We start from the raw sequence: 16,273 nt of genomic DNA, 5'->3' as shown, positions 1-16,273 counted from the left end.
AACACTGCCCACCACACTCAACCAGGAGCCTGCCATGATGACGCCCGAGCAATTCCTTGCCGCCCAAAAGTCCTACGCCCAAGCCGCCTTCACCTTCGGCGCCACCGCGTTCAGCGGCGCCGAAAAGCTGGCCGAGTTGAACCTGCAAGTGGCCAAGACCTCGCTGACCGAAGCCGCCGAAACCACGGCCGCCCTGCTGTCGGTGAAGGACGCCCAAGAACTGATCGCCCTGCAAACGGGCCTGCTGCAACCCAGCGGCGAAAAGCTGGCTGCCTATGGTCGCCACGTGGCCGACATCGGCCTGAACACCAGCGCCGAACTGGGCAAGCTGGTCGAGGCCCAACTGGGTGACGTCAAGTCCAAGTTCGACGGCCTGGTGGACAACCTGGCCAAGAACGCACCGGCCGGCACCGAAAACGTCGTCGCTTTGGCCAAGAGCACGCTGGCCGCCGCCAACAACGCGTTCGAGTCGGCCCAAAAGGCCGCCAAGCAAGTGGCTGAAGTGGCCGAGTCCAACTTCCAGACGCTGAACGCCACGACCACCAAGACCACCAAGACCGCCAAACGCGCGGCCTGATTCACGGTCGTCTCCTCGGGGCCCCTTCGGGGCGCCGACTTGGCCCACCAGCGCAAGCCGGTGGGCTTTTTTGTGTCCCGCTTTTGGGGATACTGCAACCGCCGTCGCTTGACGGCGTTGTGCATCAAAGGAAAGCACCATGGGCCTGATGGATTTCATCAAGAAACAGTTCATCGACATCCTGCAGTGGACGGAGTCCGGCGACGGCACGCTGGCCTGGCGCTACCCCATGAAGGATTTCGAAATCCAGTACGGCGGCCAGCTCGTCGTGCGGGAAAGCCAAATGGCCGTCTTCGTCAACGAGGGCAAGGTGGCCGACGTCTTCGGACCCGGCACGCACAAGCTGACGACCCAAACCCTGCCGGTGCTCACCTACCTGAAGAACTGGGACAAGCTCTTCGAGAGCCCGTTCAAGAGCGACGTTTACTTCTTCAGCACGCGCCAACAGATCGACCAGCGCTGGGGCACGGCGCAGCCGATCACCATCCGCGACAAGGACTTCGGCGCGGTGCGCCTGCGCGCCTTCGGCAACTACGCCTACCGCATCGTCGACCCGAAGAAGTTCCACACCGAGATCAGCGGCACGCGCGACAACTACACCGTCACCGACCTGGACGGCCAGTTGCGCGGCGTGATGCTGCAGCACATCTCCGACGGCATCGCGCAATCGGGCATCCCCTTCCTGGACCTGGCCGCGAACCAGATCGAGTTCGCCAAGGCCATGGAGGCAGCCACCGGTCCAGCCTTCGAGGCTTTGGGCTTGAAGCTCGAAGCCGTGACGGTGCAATCGGTGTCCCTGCCCGAGGAACTGCAAAAGATCCTCGACCAGAAGATCGGCATGGGCATGATCGGCAACAACATGGGCCAGTTCATGCAGTACCAAACCGCCCAGGCCATCCCCAAGATGGCCGAGGGCGTGGCCAACGGTGGCGGCAGCGGCGTCATGGGCGACGCCATGGGCCTGGGGGCCGGTGTGGCCATGGGGCAGGTGCTGGCGCAACAGATGCAAGCGGGCTTGGCCGGTGTGAACCCGGCCGTGCAGGCTGCCGCCTCGGCAGCAGCGGCACCCGCGGCGGTCAAAGCCGAGGATGTGATCGCCCTGATCGAAAAGCTGGGCGACCTGAAGTCCAAAGGCATCCTCAGCGACGAAGAGTTCGCCACCAAAAAGGCCGAGCTCCTCTCCAAGCTGTGACAACGGGACCCCGCCGCGCCGAGGCCGTCCGCCCTGGCGCAGGCGCCCCGCGCGGAGGCGCACCCCAACGGGCATTGAGCTTTGGCTGACGAAACGCCCGCGCCAACGCAACGGCGTTGGCGCGCCGCCTGTCCCAACTGCGGCGCGCCCGTCGAGTTCGCCTCGGCGCACAGTGCGAGCGCCGTGTGCAGCTTTTGCCGCAGCACTTTGCTGCGCGACGGCGAGACCCTGCTGCGCACCGGTGAAAGCGCCGAGCTCTTCGCCGACTACTCGCCGCTGCAAATCGGCACCCAAGGCAGCTGGCAGGGTGCCCCGTTCACCGCGCTGGGTCGCGTCCAGCTGGCCTACGAAGGCGGCTGTTGGAGCGAGTGGCACGCCTTCTTTGACGCATCGGGCAAATCCGCCTGGCTGAGCGAGGACAACGGCCGCTTCGTGCTGAGCTGGCCGCTGCCGCTGGCGCAACCTCCCGCCCAGACCGAGCTGAAGCTGGGCGCCCAGCAAGTGGTGGACGGCGAGGGCTATCGGGTGGCGGCACTGACCGCTGCGACCCTTCACGCCGCCGAGGGCGAACTGCCCCAAGCGCCCAAGCTGGGGCAGGCCGTGTTCGTGGCCGAGCTGCGCTCCAGCCGCGACTCGGTCGGATCCTTGGAGTACTGCGACGGTGAAGCACCACGCTGGAGCGTGGGTCGGCCCGTGGAGCTGGCCGATCTGAAGCTGGTCAACCTGCGCGACGAGTCAGTCGCCCAGTGGGCGGGTCGAAGCTTGTCCTGCCCAAGTTGCGGGTCGGCCATCCAGCCGCATCTCAACCAAGCCCTGTCGGTGACCTGCGGGCAGTGCCAGGCGGTGGTCGATCTCTCGGGCGGGCCGGGTCAGGCCCTGCGCCACCACGAGCAGGCCATCGGCATGGAGCCGCCCATCCCACTGGGCCGCACCGGCAAGCTGGCGCTGATCAAAGGCGGGGCCCGCGAACCGTGGCAGGTCGTCGGCTTCCTGGAGCGCTGCACCCGGGGCGACGACGAGCAGTACTTCTGGCGCGAATACCTGCTCTACAACCGACTGCGCGGCTTCGCCTTTCTGGTGGACAGCGATGAGGGCTGGAGCGTGGTCTCCGTGCTCACCGGGGCCCCCAGCCCAGTGGGGGCCGGCGTGCAATGGCAAGGGCAGCAGTTCAACCTGCACGAACGCTATCAAGCCGTCACGACGCATGTGCTGGGCGAGTTCTTCTGGCGGGTGCGACGCGACGAACTCACCGACGTGGCCGACTACCGCCGCGGCGACCAGTTCCTGAGCTGCGAACGCAGCGATCAGGAAGTCACCTGGAGCCTGGGGCGCGCCATGGACGCGAGCGAGGTGGCCCAGGCCTTTGGCTTGAACCCACAGCAGCAAAAGCAAATCCAGCGCGACGCCTCACCGCTGAGCGGCGGAGGCGAGACCCTCAAGGGGCTCATCGTGTTTGTGGTCTTAGCCCTGCTGATCGTAGGGCTGATGAAGGCGTGCAGCGATGAACCCTGCGAGAGCACCAAGCAAACTTTCGGTCCCCAGAGCGCCGAGTACCAGAGCTGTTTGGCCAACCAACGTCGAAGCGGCGGCTACTCGGGCTCTGGAGGCAGTGGCGGCAGTTGGGGCGGAGGCCACAAATGACCCATCGACTTCAAGGAGAAATCCACCATGAAACCTGAATGGATGAGCCTGCTGGCCATCGGCGGCACCACCCTGTACGCGCTGCTCGGCGTCTTGATCTTCTGGATCAGCTTCATCATCGTGGACAAGATCTCTCCCTACAAACTGTGGGAAGAGATCGTGGAACACCGCAACCTGGCGCTGGCGATCGTCGTGGCTGCCAAAGGCATCGCGATCGGCCTGATCGTCGCGGCCGCGATCCACTAGCTCCCGCCACCAAGCCTCACCCTCCGTCCCCGCCGCCTGCGCGGTGAACTGAGGCTGCTCGGGTACGCCCTGAGGCCCACTTTCGACTCATGGAACCGACTCCCTCCTCCAGCAAAGCCTCCCATGCGGAGGTCCTGCTGCTCACGAGCGCCTTCTTCATCGCCGCGTGCGGTTTGGCGTACGAGTTGGCCGCAGGCGCCCTGGCGTCCTACTTGCTGGGTGACTCGGTGCTTCAATTCAGCACCATCATCGGGGCGTACTTGTTCGCCTCGGGCATCGGCTCCTTCCTCAGCCGCTACGTCCAGCGCCAGTTGATCGCCCAGTTCCTGCGCATCGAGTTGATGGTGGCGCTGGTGGGCGGGTTGCTGCCCATGGGGTTGTTCGCGGCACACAGCGTGCTGCCACCAGGAGCCGACACCAGCTTTCGTGTGCTGCTGTACGGCTTGGTGTTGCTGGTGGGCACCTTGGTGGGGCTCGAGATTCCCCTGGTGATGCGCATCTTGAAGGACCATGCCCAAGGCGAACGAGCGAGCCTGCGCGAATTGGTCAGCCAGGTGATGACCTTCGACTACCTGGGCGCACTGCTCGTGGCAGTGGCCTTTCCGTTGCTGCTGGTGCCCCACTTGGGCTTGGTGCGCACCGGGTTGTTCTTCGGGCTGCTGAACTGGGCGGTCGCGCTCTGGGCGCTGTGGATGTTTCGGCACCAGTTGCGCGCGTGGCGGGCCCATGCGCTGGCTTGTGTCGCGGCGTTGGGCCTGTTGATCGCCGCCTGGGCAGGTGCCGAACGTCTGACCCTGTGGGCCGAGCAGCGGTACTACGGCGAATCGATCGTGTTGCGACAGAGCAGCCCCTACCAGCGCGTCGTGGTGACAGAGGGCCACACCGGGGTGAAGCTGTTCCTCAATGGCAATCTGCAGTTTCACGAGCGCGACGAATACCGCTATCACGAGGCCCTGGTGCATCCCGCCATGGCTGGCCACGGCGCGCCGAAACGGGTGTTGGTTTTGGGGGGCGGCGATGGCCTGGCCGTCCGCGAGTTGCTGCGATACCCCGGGATCGAGAGCATCACCTTGGTGGAGCTCGACGAACAGGTCACGCGTTTGGCACAAAGTCCGCAACTCTCGCGCCTGAATGGCAACGCCCTGCGGCACCCCAAGGTGCGCGTGGTGCACGCCGACGCCCATGCTTGGCTCGCGGAACAACCGCAGCCGGGGGGCTACGACGTGGTGATCGCGGACTTCCCTGACCCCAGCAACCACCAGATTGCCAAGCTGTACTCCACCACGTTCTACCAGCGCGTGCTCGAGCACTTGAATGCCGGTGGCTTCCTGGTCGTTCAGGCCACGTCACCGCTCATTGCGCGCCACAGCTATTGGACGGTGGTCGACACCCTGGAGGCTGTCGGCCTGCAAACCACGGCCTACCACGCCAACGTGCCGAGTTTTGGGGAGTGGGGCTTCGTCATCGCCGGGCGTCGGGCTTGGCAGTCTCCCACCAAGCTTCCGCCGGGCTTGCGTTTCCTGACGCCGGAAACGCTGCCCTTGCTGATGAGCTTCCCGCCCGACATGTCACGGGTTCCTGGCGGGGTGAATCGGGCCTCTGACCCGGTGCTGGTGCAGCACTTCTTGCGCGAGTGGGGCGCGGTGCATTGAGGCGACGCCCCTTCCTCGCCTTGCCCTGGCCCTCGTTGGCGGCGATGGCTGGCTGTGCTCCGGCACCTGCGGAGCTCGACGCGTCATGGCTGGGTCCCGATCCCGCACGCGCCCATGCGCTCCGCAGCGCCCCGTCCGTCCAGGCAGGACGATCGCGGCGCACGCAAGTGCTGGTCGTGGGTGCGGGTGTGGCTGGACTCACGGCGGCACGCCAGATGCGGCGTCGTGGCATCGACGTGGCGGTGCTGGAGTGGGACCTCCAGGCCGGTGGCAATGCGCAGGGCGGCGTGGTCCAAGGCCAGCCTTGTCCCCTGGGCGCGCACTACCTGCCGCAACCCGGTTCGTCATTGCCGGAGTTGCAAGATTTGCTGATCGAATTGGGCGCAGCCGAGCGGGGGCTGGGCGGCTGGCAGGCGCGGGAGGCTTGGCAGGTCCATGCGCCAGCCGAACGCCTGTACGACCAGGGGGCTTGGCACGCCGGCCTGCTACCCATCCCCGGTGATAGCAAGACCCGCGCGGAATACCGATTGTTCGCGGCACAAGTGCGCGAGGCGATGCGTCAAGGCTTTGTCTTGCCCACGCATCGCGCCCCATTCCAGGCGATGCATGCCAGCTTGGACGCCACGACCTTTTCCGTTTGGTTGAGCGCGCAAAGTTTGCTGGATCCTGGTTTGCGCTGGTATCTGGACTACTGTTGCCGCGACGATTACGGCGCCGGTGCCGACGAGGTCTCTGCCTGGGCCGGGCTGCAGTACTTCGCGAGTCGCCACGGCTTTCATGTGCCCGGCGACCCTGGCGATGATGACGACCCCCAAGCCTCCCAGCCCCCCGTGCTGACCGCGCCCGACGGCAATGCGTGGCTGGTACGGGGCCTGAGCGCGCCACTGGCCGGTGCCATCCACCTGCAACGGCTGGTCTGGCGGGTGGACGAAGAACGCCATGGCGTGATCGCCCAGGTGTTGGGCCCGGACGGCGCCGAGACCTGGCACGCCCGGCACCTGGTGATGGCCGTACCCTTGTTCGTCGCCCAGCGGCTGCTGCGCGGACCGCATGCAGCGCTCAAGAGCGTCCAACTGGCACGCGCGCCCTGGCTGGTGGCCAACCTCGCGCTGAGCGCCCCCTTGTCCAACCGCCTGGGCGCGCCTCCAGCCTGGGACAACGTGATGCGCGACAGCCCGACCCTGGGCTACGTGAACGCTCGTCACCAAACCCTCGACCCGCGCCCTGGCCCGCAGGTGCTGACCCTGTACTGGGCCTTGCCCGCCGCCGAACGCGCCCGGCTCCTGCAGGACAGCGCCCGAACATGGGCCCAGCGCGTGATCGACACGCTTCGCCCCACACACCCCGACCTTCCCGAGCACCTGCAAGCCGTGCGCCTGACACGCTGGGGACATGCGATGGCCGTGCCCCGCCCCGGCGTGCGCCGCGAAGTCGCCCAAGGCGCCTTGGCGGCGCTGCGCCAGTCGGGTGGCCGTGTGCGCTTCGCCCACGCCGATTTGGCCGGCTATTCCGTGTTCGAAGAGGCGTTCTATGCCGGCTGGCAAGCGGCCGAGGCCCTGATCGGTTGAGCGACGGGCTGACTCACCGGTGTCGGCATGTGCCGGGGCCGAGCGATTGACACCCAACCGGTCGCACCACCTGCTGCATTCGCCGCTGCGACACCCAACCTCCGAATCAACCCAAGGCCCGTTGACCCAGCACCCAGCGCTCGATCAGGGCCAGGGCGGGCTCGGCGGTCAGCCGGTGGTAGTTTTCCGTGCCCTGCTGGCGCACCTCCAACAAGCCGGCTTGTCGAAGGATCTTCAGGTGATGCGAAATGGCCGGGCGCGACAGCGGCAGGCGATCGGCCAACTGCCCCACGTTCATCTCGTGGTGCTCCGTCAGCAGCAGCATGATCTGTTGCCGCGGCGTTTCGGCCAAGGCGAAGAACAAGGGCTTGCAGTCGGCAAACACCTGAGCCAACTGTTCCAGCGCGGGGCCTTGGGGCATCGGCAGCGGTCCTTCAAAGGTTCAAGAGCTTGAACCGATTGTGGCGCCGCGTTGCACGGCCTGGACCTGGTGCGTGCGGGGCGCCATCGTCACCAGCAGGCGCTCCAGCAGCGCACGGGCCTTGTCGCCGTTGTCCTGCCCGCGGTTGCACACGTAGACATCCACGCTGACGTCGCCGCTTTCGGGCCAGGTGTGCACCGCCAAGTGGCTTTCGGCCAGCAGCACCACCCCGGTCACCCCGGCGGCTTGACCCGGCGCTTCGGGGCTGAAGCCATGGAAGCGCTCGGCCACGGCCGTGAGGCCGACGGCCTGAACTGCGGGCACGCACAAGGCGCGCAAGGCGTCCACCTCGGTCATCCAAGCGGCCTCGGGATCGCAGCCGCGCAAGTCGGCGCACAGGTGCAGGCCCTGCATCGTGCGCGCCCTCAGCCGCCCGTCACCGGGGGAAAAAACGCCACCTCGTCGCCGTCGTGCAGCAGTGCCGATTCGTCGGCCATCTGTTGGTTGACTGCGCAACGCAGGAAATGAGCGCGGCTCAAGGCTTCGGCGTGCGCGCCCCCTTGCGCGATCAGGGCGTCGCGCAGCTGGCCCAGGCTTTGTCCGGGCACGCAAGGGCGCTCTTCTTGAGCGCCCAGTTGCTCGCGCAAGCGAGCGAAGTACTTAAGGGTCAGCACGTCAGTTCCGTCAACAGCCAAGCGTCGAGCGTATCGCCCGACTGCACCGTCTGCCCGGGCGCCAGCACGGCCAAGGCATCCGAAAACGCCAGGCTGCTGAGCACCCCCGACCCCTGGTTGGGATGCAGGCCCAGGCGGCCGTCGCTTTCCAAACGCACGCGCAAGAACTCCTCTCGCTTGGGGTCGGCCTTGGGCCAAGCGAAGCCAGCGGGCCAGCGCAGACGGGTGGGCGCGGCGGACCGCGCCCCCATGCAAGCCAGAAGCAGCGGGCGGGCCAAGACAAGGAAGGTGATGAAGCTGGAAACCGGATTGCCCGGCAAGCCCACGAACACGGTCTCGGTGCCGTCGGCGCGCCGCACGGCGCCGTGGGCGAAGGGCTTGCCCGGCTTGATGGCCACTTGCCACAGGTCCAGGCGACCCAGGGCCTGCACGGCGGGCTTGACGTGGTCTTCTTCGCCCACCGACACCCCCCCGCTGGTGACGATCACGTCGGCCTGGGCGGCCGCGTGCTGCAAGGCCGCTTGCGTGGCCTCCAAGCGGTCGGGAACAAGACCGAGGTCTTGAACCTCAGCGCCCAGCCCCTCCAGCAAGGCCCGCAAAGTGAACCGATTGCTGTTGTAAATGGCCCCAGGCGGCAAAGGCTCGCCCGGCATCACCAATTCGTCGCCCGTGGAAAACAAGGCCACCCGCAGACGACGGCGCACGCTCAAGCCCGCCAAACCCACCGAGGCCGCCAAGCCCAAGGCCGCGGCGTTGAGTCGGGTGCCGGCTGGCAGCAGGGGGGCGCCGGCTTGAATGTCCTCGCCACGGCGGCGGATGTGCTGGCCAGCGCGAAGCTCGGCCGGCACCCGCACCCAGACCCGCCCGGCCTCGTCGGTGCGCGTGGGGCAGTGCTCTTGCATGACCACAACATCGGCGCCAGGGGGAAGCGTCGCGCCGGTGAAGACCCGCGCCACAGTGCCAGGCGCCAAAGGCCCTGGCCAGTGGCCGGCTGGCACGCGCTGACTCACAGGCCATTCGCCCCCTGCATCGGCCGCACGCAGCGCATAGCCATCCATGGCGCTGTTGTCGGCGGGCGGGACGTCCAGCGTGGCCACCACCTCGGCCGCCAGCACGCGGCCCAGGCATTGCGCCGTGGGAAGGGTCTCGACCTCGGAGACCGGCGTCACGCCGGCCAGCAAGCGCTGCAGCGCCTCAGCGCGGGTCAACATGGGCGTCGATGAAAGTGCGCACCGCCTGCACGTCGTTGTCGATCACGGTCACGCGCTTGGGCAGGGCTTCGATGCCCTCCAGGCCCGCCAGGCGCGGGGGCTCTTGCCCCGTGGCCTCTCGCAAGGTCTCGGCGAACTTGGCCGGCAGCGCCGTCTCCAACACGATCATGGGCACGCCGGCTTGCCGGCGCTCCAGCGCCACCTTCAAGCCGTCGGCCGTGTGCGGGTCGATCAGGCGCCCGTAGCGCTGCTGGCAGGTGCGAATGGTGGTCAGGCGATCGGCGTGGCTGCTGCGGCCCGAGGCGAAGGCGTAGCGCCCCTCGACCTCGGCCTTCTCAGCCGCACTCAGCTCAAACGAAGGGGACGTGAAGGCCGAATGAACCCGCGCACCGTCGCGGCCGAACAGGTCGGCGATGAAGCGCTCGAAGTTGCTGGCCTTGCTGATGTCCATGCTCGGGCTGCTGGTCGCGTGGGTTTGCGCCGCGCCGCGCGGCGCGTAGCGACCGGTGCGGAAGAACTCGTCCAGCACATCGTTCTCGTTGGTGGCCACCACCAACTGCGCGATCGGCAGGCCCATCTGGCGCGCCACGTGGCCGGCGCACACGTTGCCGAAGTTGCCACTGGGCACGGTGAAGCTCACGCGGGGCAGATCGTTGGCCGCCGGCGCCGGGCCGCCCCAAGCCGGCGTGGCCCCCTCGGGGGGTGGCGAAGCGGAGCGGAGACCGGGGGCGTCTTTCGTGGCCTGGAAGTAGCCGGCGAAGTAGTACACGACCTGGGCCAACAAGCGCGCCCAGTTGATGCTGTTGACCGTGCCGATGCGACGGCTCTTCTTGAACGCCAAGTCGTTCGACACCGCCTTGACGATGTCCTGGCAGTCGTCGAACACGCCGCGCACCGCGAGGTTGTGGATGTTCGCGTCTTGCAAGCTGAACATCTGCGCCTGCTGGAAGGCGCTCATGCGGCCGTGCGGGCTGAGCATGAACACGCGCACACCGGCACGGCCGCGCATCGCGTACTCGGCGGCGCTGCCGGTGTCGCCGCTGGTCGCGCCCAGGATGTTGAGCGCTTCGCCGCGGCGACCCAGTTCGTACTCGAACAGGGCGCCCAGCAACTGCATGGCCATGTCCTTGAAGGCCAGTGTGGGCCCGTTGGACAGCTCTTGCAGGTGCAAACCCGGCTCCAGGGTGTGCAGCGGGGTGATCTCGGGCCGGCCGCCGAAGACCTCGGCGCGGTAGGTCTGGGCCGTCAAGCGGCGCAGGTCCTCGGCCGGGATGTCGTCGATGTAGAGCGACAGGATCTCGAACGCCAACTCGGCGTAGCTCAAGGTCCGCCAGCGCGCCAAGGTGGCCGCATCGACCTGCGGGTAGTGCGTGGGCAGGTAGAGGCCACCGTCGTCGGCCAGGCCTTCGAGCAGGATGTCGCAGAAGCGCTTCTGTAGGCCGCCGCCGCGGGTGGAAACGTACTTCATCAGGCCAACTCTTCCTTGCGGATGCGGGCGATGGGCGCCAGCACCGAGGGCAGGCTTTGCATGAACTCTTGGGCGCGGTTCATGCGTTCTTCAACGGTCACGTGGGTCAGGATGATCAGGTCGGTCTGGCGCTCGCCCTCCAGGCTTTCACGCTGCAGCACGGCGTCGATGCTGATGTCGTTCTCGGCCAGGATGGTGGTGATGCGTGAGAGAACGCCGGTTTCGTCGGCCACACGCAAGCGCAGGTAGTAGGCGGTGCGCACCCCGTCCATGGGCAAGATGGGCGTGCCCTGCATCTGGTCGGGCTGGAAGGCCAGGTGGGGCACGCGGTGGTCGGGGTCGGCCGTGGCCAGGCGGGTCACATCGACGATGTCGGCCACCACGCTGGAGGCGGTGGGTTCGGCGCCGGCGCCCTTGCCGTAGTACAGCGTGGTGCCCACGGCATCGCCCTGCACCATGACGGCGTTCATCGCGCCTTCGACGTTGGCGATCAAGCGCTGCGTCGGCACCAGGGTCGGGTGCACGCGCAGCTCGATGCCGCCCAATTCATTGCGGCGGCGCGTGATGCCCAAGAGCTTGATGCGGTAGCCGAGTTGCTCGGCGTACTTGATGTCCACCGCCTGCAACTGGCTGATGCCCTCGACGTGCGCCTTGGCGAACTGCACCGGGATGCCGAAGGCGATCGCGCTCAGGATGGTGAGCTTGTGCGCCGCGTCCACACCCTCGATGTCGAAGGTCGGGTCGGCCTCGGCGTAGCCCAGGCGTTGAGCTTCCTTCAGCACGGTGGCGAAGTCCAGGCCCTTGGCCCGCATCTCGCTCAGGATGAAGTTGGTGGTGCCGTTGATGATGCCGGCCACCCACTCGATGCGGTTGCCCGCCAGGCTTTCGCGCAGGGCCTTGATGATGGGAATGCCCCCGGCCACGGCGGCCTCGAAGGCCACCATCACGCCCTTGTCGCGGGCCGACGAGAAGACCTCGTTGCCATGCACCGCGAGCAGGGCCTTGTTGGCGGTCACCACGTGCTTGCCCGCGGCGATGGCCGCCATCACCACCTCGCGCGCCACGCCCTCACCACCGATGAGTTCGACCACGATGTCGATGTCGGGGTCGCGAATGATCTCCATCGGATCGGCGACCACGCGCACGCCCTCGCCCACCTGGGCGCGCGCCGCGGCCAGATCGCGCCGGCACACGGCGGCGACCTCAATGCGACGACCGGCGCGGCGGCTGATTTCTTCTTGGTTGCGCGTCAACACTTGGTAGGTGCCGCCGCCGACGGTGCCAAAGCCCAGCAGGCCAACTTTGATGGGTTTCATGACGCGTGTTTCTTTCGGTAGCCAGCGAGGAATCGGGCGATGCGGCCGATGGCCTCTTCCAGATCGTCCACATGGGGCAGGAACACCAACCGGAAGTGGTCGGGCGTGGGGTAGTTGAAGCCGGTGCCTTGCACGATCAGCACCTTCTCTTCGGCCAGCAGCTCGTAGGCGAACTGCTGGTCGTCGGCGATGGGGTAGACCTTGGGGTCCAGCCTGGGGAACATGTACAGCGCCGCCTTGGGCTTGACGCAGCTCACGCCCGGGATGGCGGTGATGAGCTCGTAGGCCCGGTCGCGCTGGCGGGTCAAGCGCCCGCCGGGCGCCACCAGGTCGTTGATGCTTTGGTAGCCGCCCAAGGCCGTCTGGATGGCCAGCTGACCGGGCGTGTTGGCGCACAGGCGCAGCGAGGCCAGCATGTTCAGGCCTTCGATGTAGTCCTTGGCGTCGCGCTTGGCGCCACTCACCACCATCCAGCCGGCGCGGTAGCCACAGCTGCGGTAGTTCTTCGACAGGCCGTTGAAGGTCACGAACAGCACGTCGTCGGCCAGCGAGGCCATGGCCGTGTGCTTGACGCCGTCGAACAGGGTCTTGTCGTAGATCTCGTCGGCCAGGATGACCAGGCCGTGCTCGCGCGCGATGTCGATGATGCCGAGCAGGGTCTCGTTCGGGTAGAGAGCGCCCGTGGGGTTGTTTGGGTTGATGACGACGATGCCACGGGTGCGCGGCGTGATCTTGGCGCGGATGTCGTCCAGATCCGGCAGCCAGCCCTCGCTCTCGTCGCAGCGGTAGTGCACGGGCACGCCGCCGGCCAAGCCGGTGACCGCGGTGTACAGCGGGAAGTCGGGCGAGGGGATCAGCAGTTGGTCCCCATCGTTGAGCAGGGCCATCACGGCCATCTGCACCAACTCCGACGCGCCGTTGCCCAAGTAGACGTCGTCCACCGTCACCCCTGCCACGCCCTGCTGCTGCGTGTAGTGCACGATGGCGCGGCGCGGGGCGAACAGGCCCTTGCTGTCGGTGTAGCCCGCCGCCTCGGTGCTGGGCAGGTTGCGGATCATGTCCTGCACGATCTCGTCGGGCGGCATCAGCCCGAACGCGGCGACGTTGCCGATGTTCAGCTTGATGATCTTCTGGCCCTCGTCTTCCATCTGACGGGCTTTTTCCAGCACGGGGCCACGGATGTCGTAGGCCACGTTGGCCAATTTGCTGGACTTGTGCAGGGGTTTCAAGACACGGGCTCCGGGAGGGCACTCTCTATAGTGTGCGGCGCACCAATTTCAACACACGAGACCCTCTAGCCTTCGTCGGCTGCGAATTCATGAAGTTCCAACTCGACACCGCCCTCGGGGGCAATCAACTGACGCGGGTCGAGCCCGGCTGCGTGTGGGTCAACGGCCAAGCCCATCGCCAGTCGGTGCTGGTGCCCTGGATCGGCTCGGTGATGCCCTGGCCGGTGGCGAGTTTCGAGGCGCTACGAAGCGAGCACTTCGAGGGCCTGCTGGAGCACGCACCCGAGCTGGTGTTGCTGGGCACCGGAGCGCGGCTTCAGCACGTGCAGCCTAGGCTCACACAGTCGCTGATGCGAGCGGGCATCGGCCTGGACGCGATGGACGTGGCCGCCGCCTGCCGCACCTACAGCGTGCTGACGTCCGAGGGACGCAAGGTGCTGGCAGCCCTCATCCTGGGCTGAAACGCGCAAGACTTGACGCTCCCGTATAATCGCGGACTGCGTCTGGTTCGGTTGATCAGGCGCCCCCTGCAACGGGGGCTGGCGCTGGGTTCAACCGGCGCTGGTTCCCCAACACGAGAAGCCGACCTCATGACGCCAGCGCTCAACAAAGCCCTTCCCGACATCGAGGCCCAAGCCACCGGCGGGCTGAAGTTCACCCAGCATAGCTTTGCGGGAAAGTTCCTGGTGCTGTATTTCTACCCCAAAGACAACACTCCGGGGTGCACGACGGAAGCGATGCAGTTCCGCGATCACCACAAAGAACTCACGAAACTCGGTGCTGTGGTGTTGGGGGTGTCGCGCGACAACCTGCTCTCGCACAACAAATTCAAGGAAGCCCTGGGTTTGCCCTTCGAGCTGGTGGCGGACACCGAAGAAAAGCTGTGCCACCTGTTCGGCGTGGTCAAGAACAAGATCATGTACGGTAAAAAGGTCAAGGGCATCGAGCGCTCGACCTTCCTCATCGACCCGCAAGGCATCCTGCGTGCCGAGTGGCGGGGGGTCAAGGTAACCGGCCACACGGAAGAAGTCGTCGCCGCCATCAAAACGCTGCAAGCCGAAGCCAAAGTAGCGGCCTGAGCGGCTCCCCCTCGCCCAAAAAGCCCGGCCACGCCGGGCTTTTTTGTGCCCGCTAGACCCCTGGCAACGACGCGAATACCCCGGCGATTTCTAGGCAAATTACAGGCCGGCATGTGACCGAGTTTCACACCCCCGGCCCAACCATTACGGGAAACCGCCATACCCACGGCGGCGCCAGGTAGTCAAACTACACCCATCGCGCACCCCGTCGCCTGCAGTACGACGTCGAGGGATTCGGCAGTATTGGAAGGCGCGATGCCCAGGGATACCCGAGAGCCGCCCGCCAAGTCCGGACGGCCGCGCAGGAGCCGATCGCGATGACACCCCGCCCCACGCCCCCCAGCGGTTAACGCTCTGCCCCTGAGTCGCCAGCCGTTTCTTCGGCTCGGCTCAGCGCCTGCCTCTTCCCCAGCATCCACAGTCGGCGCCGACCCCCGTCCAGGCGCCGTGGCCCCGTCGCGCCTGAATCGGGCGCACCACCCCCCAGGAGACTCCGATGAACCGCTTCTTGCCCCGCTGGCGTACCGCCTTGACAGCCATTGGTCTGGGCATCGTCGCTTTGACGCCCGCGCAGGCCGACGTGATCTTGCACGCGTTCAACTGGAAGTACGCCGACGTGCAGGCTCGCGCCGAGCAGATCCGCGCCGCCGGCTATCGCATGGTGTTGGTGGCCCCAGCCTACAAGTCGGAAGGTGGGGCTTGGTGGTCGCGCTACCAGCCGCAGGACTACCGCGTGATCCATCACCCGCTGGGCGACACCAACGCCTTCAAGGCCATGGTCAACGCATTGAATGCCAAGGGCGTGCGGGTGTACGCCGACGTGATCCTCAATCACATGGCCAACGAAGCCTGGCGACGCCCCGACCTGAACTACCCTGGCTCGGCCGTGCTCACCACCTACGCCGGCAACACGAGCTACTACAACGGCCTTCGGCTGTTCGGCACCCTGTCGCAAAACTTCCTGGGCGCTGGCGACTTCGGGTCCGCCAACTGCATCAACAACTACAGCGACGTTTGGCAGGTTCAGAACTGGCGCCTGTGCGGCGGCAGCGGCGACGCTGGCCTGCCCGATTTGGTGGCCAACTCCTGGGTCATCAGCCAGCAACAGCAGTACCTGCAGGCGCTGAAGAACATGGGCGTCAAGGGCTTTCGCATCGACGCCGCCAAGCACATGCCCAACAGCCACATGAACGCGGTGCTGACCAGCACGATCAAGAGCGGCATGCACGTTTTCGGCGAAATCATCACCGGTGGCGGTGCCGGAGAGACCGAATACGACCGCTTCTTGGCACCCTACCTGAGCGGCACCGACCACGGCGCCTACGACTTCCCGCTGTTCGCCTCCATCCGTGGGGCTTTCAGCATCGGAGGCTCCATGAGTCAATTGGTCGATCCGGGCGCTTTCGGTCAAGCGCTACCGGGCTCTCGTGCTGTCACCTTCACGGTCACGCACGACATACCGAACAACAGTGGCTTCCGCTACCAAATCATGGACCCCACCGACGAGACGCTGGCCTACGCCTACGTCATGGGCCGCGACGGTGGCGTGCCCATGGTCTATTCCGACAACAACGAAAGCGGCGATAACCGGTGGGTCAACGCCTACAACCGCGCCGACCTCAAAGGCATGATCCGCTTCCATAACACCGTGCAGGGCAGCGACATGCAGGTGCTTTCGCATGGGCAATGCCACATCGTGTTCCGCCGCGGCAACCAAGGCATCGTTGGCATCAACAAATGCGGCAGCACGGTGAATGCCACGGTGAACATGAACAACAGCGTGCTCTGGTGGAACACGAACTACACCGACACCGTGGGCTCGGGCAACGTCGTTCGCATCACCAGCGGCAGCCATACCTTCAGCTTGCCCGCCCGAACCGCCCGCATGTGGCTGCGCTAAAGCACGTAGAAAGCGGAACTCGGGGCTGGTGCATACTGGCTCACATGCCTCGCAGCCTTGCTTCCTGAACCCAAAGCCGCCCCTTCGTGGGCGGCTTTT

Annotated in this window: 16 protein-coding genes; 9 read left to right on the top strand and 7 right to left on the bottom strand. The window is 66.3% G+C overall.

The features are described from left to right. Window positions 1–34 precede the first annotated feature (34 nt). The 6 genes from O9335_RS03255 (at window position 35) to O9335_RS03230 (ending at window position 6,876) form a co-directional block, all read left to right on the top strand. Window positions 35–577: a phasin family protein gene (locus O9335_RS03255; RefSeq protein WP_298383496.1), complete on the top strand. Its 543-nt coding sequence runs from the start codon at window positions 35–37 to the stop codon at window positions 575–577. Between the two features lie 139 nt (window positions 578–716). After that, window positions 717–1,769: an SPFH domain-containing protein gene (locus O9335_RS03250; RefSeq protein WP_298383493.1), complete on the top strand. Its 1,053-nt coding sequence runs from the start codon at window positions 717–719 to the stop codon at window positions 1,767–1,769. 81 nt (window positions 1,770–1,850) lie between these two features. Next, on the top strand, window positions 1,851–3,410 hold the full coding sequence (locus tag O9335_RS03245) for a DUF4178 domain-containing protein (RefSeq protein WP_298383490.1): 1,560 nt from the start codon (window positions 1,851–1,853) through the stop codon (window positions 3,408–3,410). A 27-nt stretch (window positions 3,411–3,437) separates the two neighbouring features. Continuing rightward, window positions 3,438–3,656, top strand: coding sequence for a DUF350 domain-containing protein (locus O9335_RS03240; protein WP_298383487.1), 219 nt, complete (start codon window positions 3,438–3,440; stop codon window positions 3,654–3,656). An 89-nt stretch (window positions 3,657–3,745) separates the two neighbouring features. Next, the gene (locus tag O9335_RS03235; RefSeq protein ID WP_298383485.1) at window positions 3,746–5,308 is read left to right on the top strand and encodes a polyamine aminopropyltransferase; all 1,563 of its coding nucleotides are present in this window, start codon (window positions 3,746–3,748) and stop codon (window positions 5,306–5,308) included. Window positions 5,309–5,475: 167 nt separating this feature from the next. Further along, window positions 5,476–6,876, top strand: coding sequence for an FAD-dependent oxidoreductase (locus tag O9335_RS03230; RefSeq protein ID WP_298383483.1), 1,401 nt, complete (start codon window positions 5,476–5,478; stop codon window positions 6,874–6,876). Window positions 6,877–6,982: 106 nt separating this feature from the next. On the opposite strand, the gene O9335_RS03225 is transcribed toward O9335_RS03230, so the two are convergent. The 7 genes from O9335_RS03225 to O9335_RS03195 are packed head-to-tail and all read right to left on the bottom strand — an operon-like array spanning window position 6,983 to window position 13,195. Further along, window positions 6,983–7,297 (bottom strand): helix-turn-helix transcriptional regulator, encoded by a 315-nt coding sequence (locus tag O9335_RS03225; RefSeq protein WP_298383481.1) that lies wholly within the window; start codon window positions 7,295–7,297, stop codon window positions 6,983–6,985. Window positions 7,298–7,318: 21 nt separating this feature from the next. Beyond that, entirely contained in the window at window positions 7,319–7,711 is a 393-nt protein-coding gene (speD, locus tag O9335_RS03220; RefSeq protein ID WP_298383480.1) for an adenosylmethionine decarboxylase, read from the bottom strand. Between the two features lie 11 nt (window positions 7,712–7,722). Continuing rightward, entirely contained in the window at window positions 7,723–7,971 is a 249-nt protein-coding gene (gene moaD, locus O9335_RS03215) for a molybdopterin converting factor subunit 1 (RefSeq protein ID WP_298383478.1), read from the bottom strand. Then, window positions 7,965–9,182, bottom strand: a complete 1,218-nt coding sequence (gene glp / locus O9335_RS03210; protein ID WP_298383476.1) for a gephyrin-like molybdotransferase Glp — start codon at window positions 9,180–9,182, stop codon at window positions 7,965–7,967. The genes moaD and glp overlap by 7 nt, the downstream gene beginning before the upstream one ends. Beyond that, a complete protein-coding gene (gene thrC, locus O9335_RS03205; RefSeq protein WP_298383473.1) occupies window positions 9,166–10,650 on the bottom strand; it encodes a threonine synthase in 1,485 nt (494 codons plus the stop codon). Before thrC ends, glp begins: the two co-directional genes overlap by 17 nt. Further along, window positions 10,650–11,966 (bottom strand): homoserine dehydrogenase, encoded by a 1,317-nt coding sequence (locus tag O9335_RS03200; protein WP_298383471.1) that lies wholly within the window; start codon window positions 11,964–11,966, stop codon window positions 10,650–10,652. The genes thrC and O9335_RS03200 overlap by 1 nt, the downstream gene beginning before the upstream one ends. After that, window positions 11,963–13,195 (bottom strand): pyridoxal phosphate-dependent aminotransferase, encoded by a 1,233-nt coding sequence (locus O9335_RS03195; protein ID WP_298383468.1) that lies wholly within the window; start codon window positions 13,193–13,195, stop codon window positions 11,963–11,965. Before O9335_RS03195 ends, O9335_RS03200 begins: the two co-directional genes overlap by 4 nt. Before the next feature lie 89 nt (window positions 13,196–13,284). Here O9335_RS03195 and O9335_RS03190 point away from each other — a divergent pair, with 89 nt between their 5' ends. The 3 genes from O9335_RS03190 (at window position 13,285) to O9335_RS03180 (ending at window position 16,174) form a co-directional block, all read left to right on the top strand. Further along, a complete protein-coding gene (locus O9335_RS03190; RefSeq protein WP_298383465.1) occupies window positions 13,285–13,656 on the top strand; it encodes an MTH938/NDUFAF3 family protein in 372 nt (123 codons plus the stop codon). A gap of 129 nt (window positions 13,657–13,785) precedes the next feature. Further along, complete coding sequence (locus O9335_RS03185) at window positions 13,786–14,274, top strand: peroxiredoxin (protein WP_298383461.1); 489 nt, start codon at window positions 13,786–13,788, stop codon at window positions 14,272–14,274. 496 nt (window positions 14,275–14,770) lie between these two features. Next, on the top strand, window positions 14,771–16,174 hold the full coding sequence (locus O9335_RS03180) for an alpha-amylase family glycosyl hydrolase (protein WP_298383458.1): 1,404 nt from the start codon (window positions 14,771–14,773) through the stop codon (window positions 16,172–16,174). Window positions 16,175–16,273 lie beyond the last annotated feature (99 nt).

The organism is Inhella sp. (assembly GCF_027532025.1).
Lineage (GTDB): Bacteria > Pseudomonadota > Gammaproteobacteria > Burkholderiales > Burkholderiaceae_C > Inhella.
This window is presented reverse-complemented; position numbering and strand designations above follow the sequence as displayed.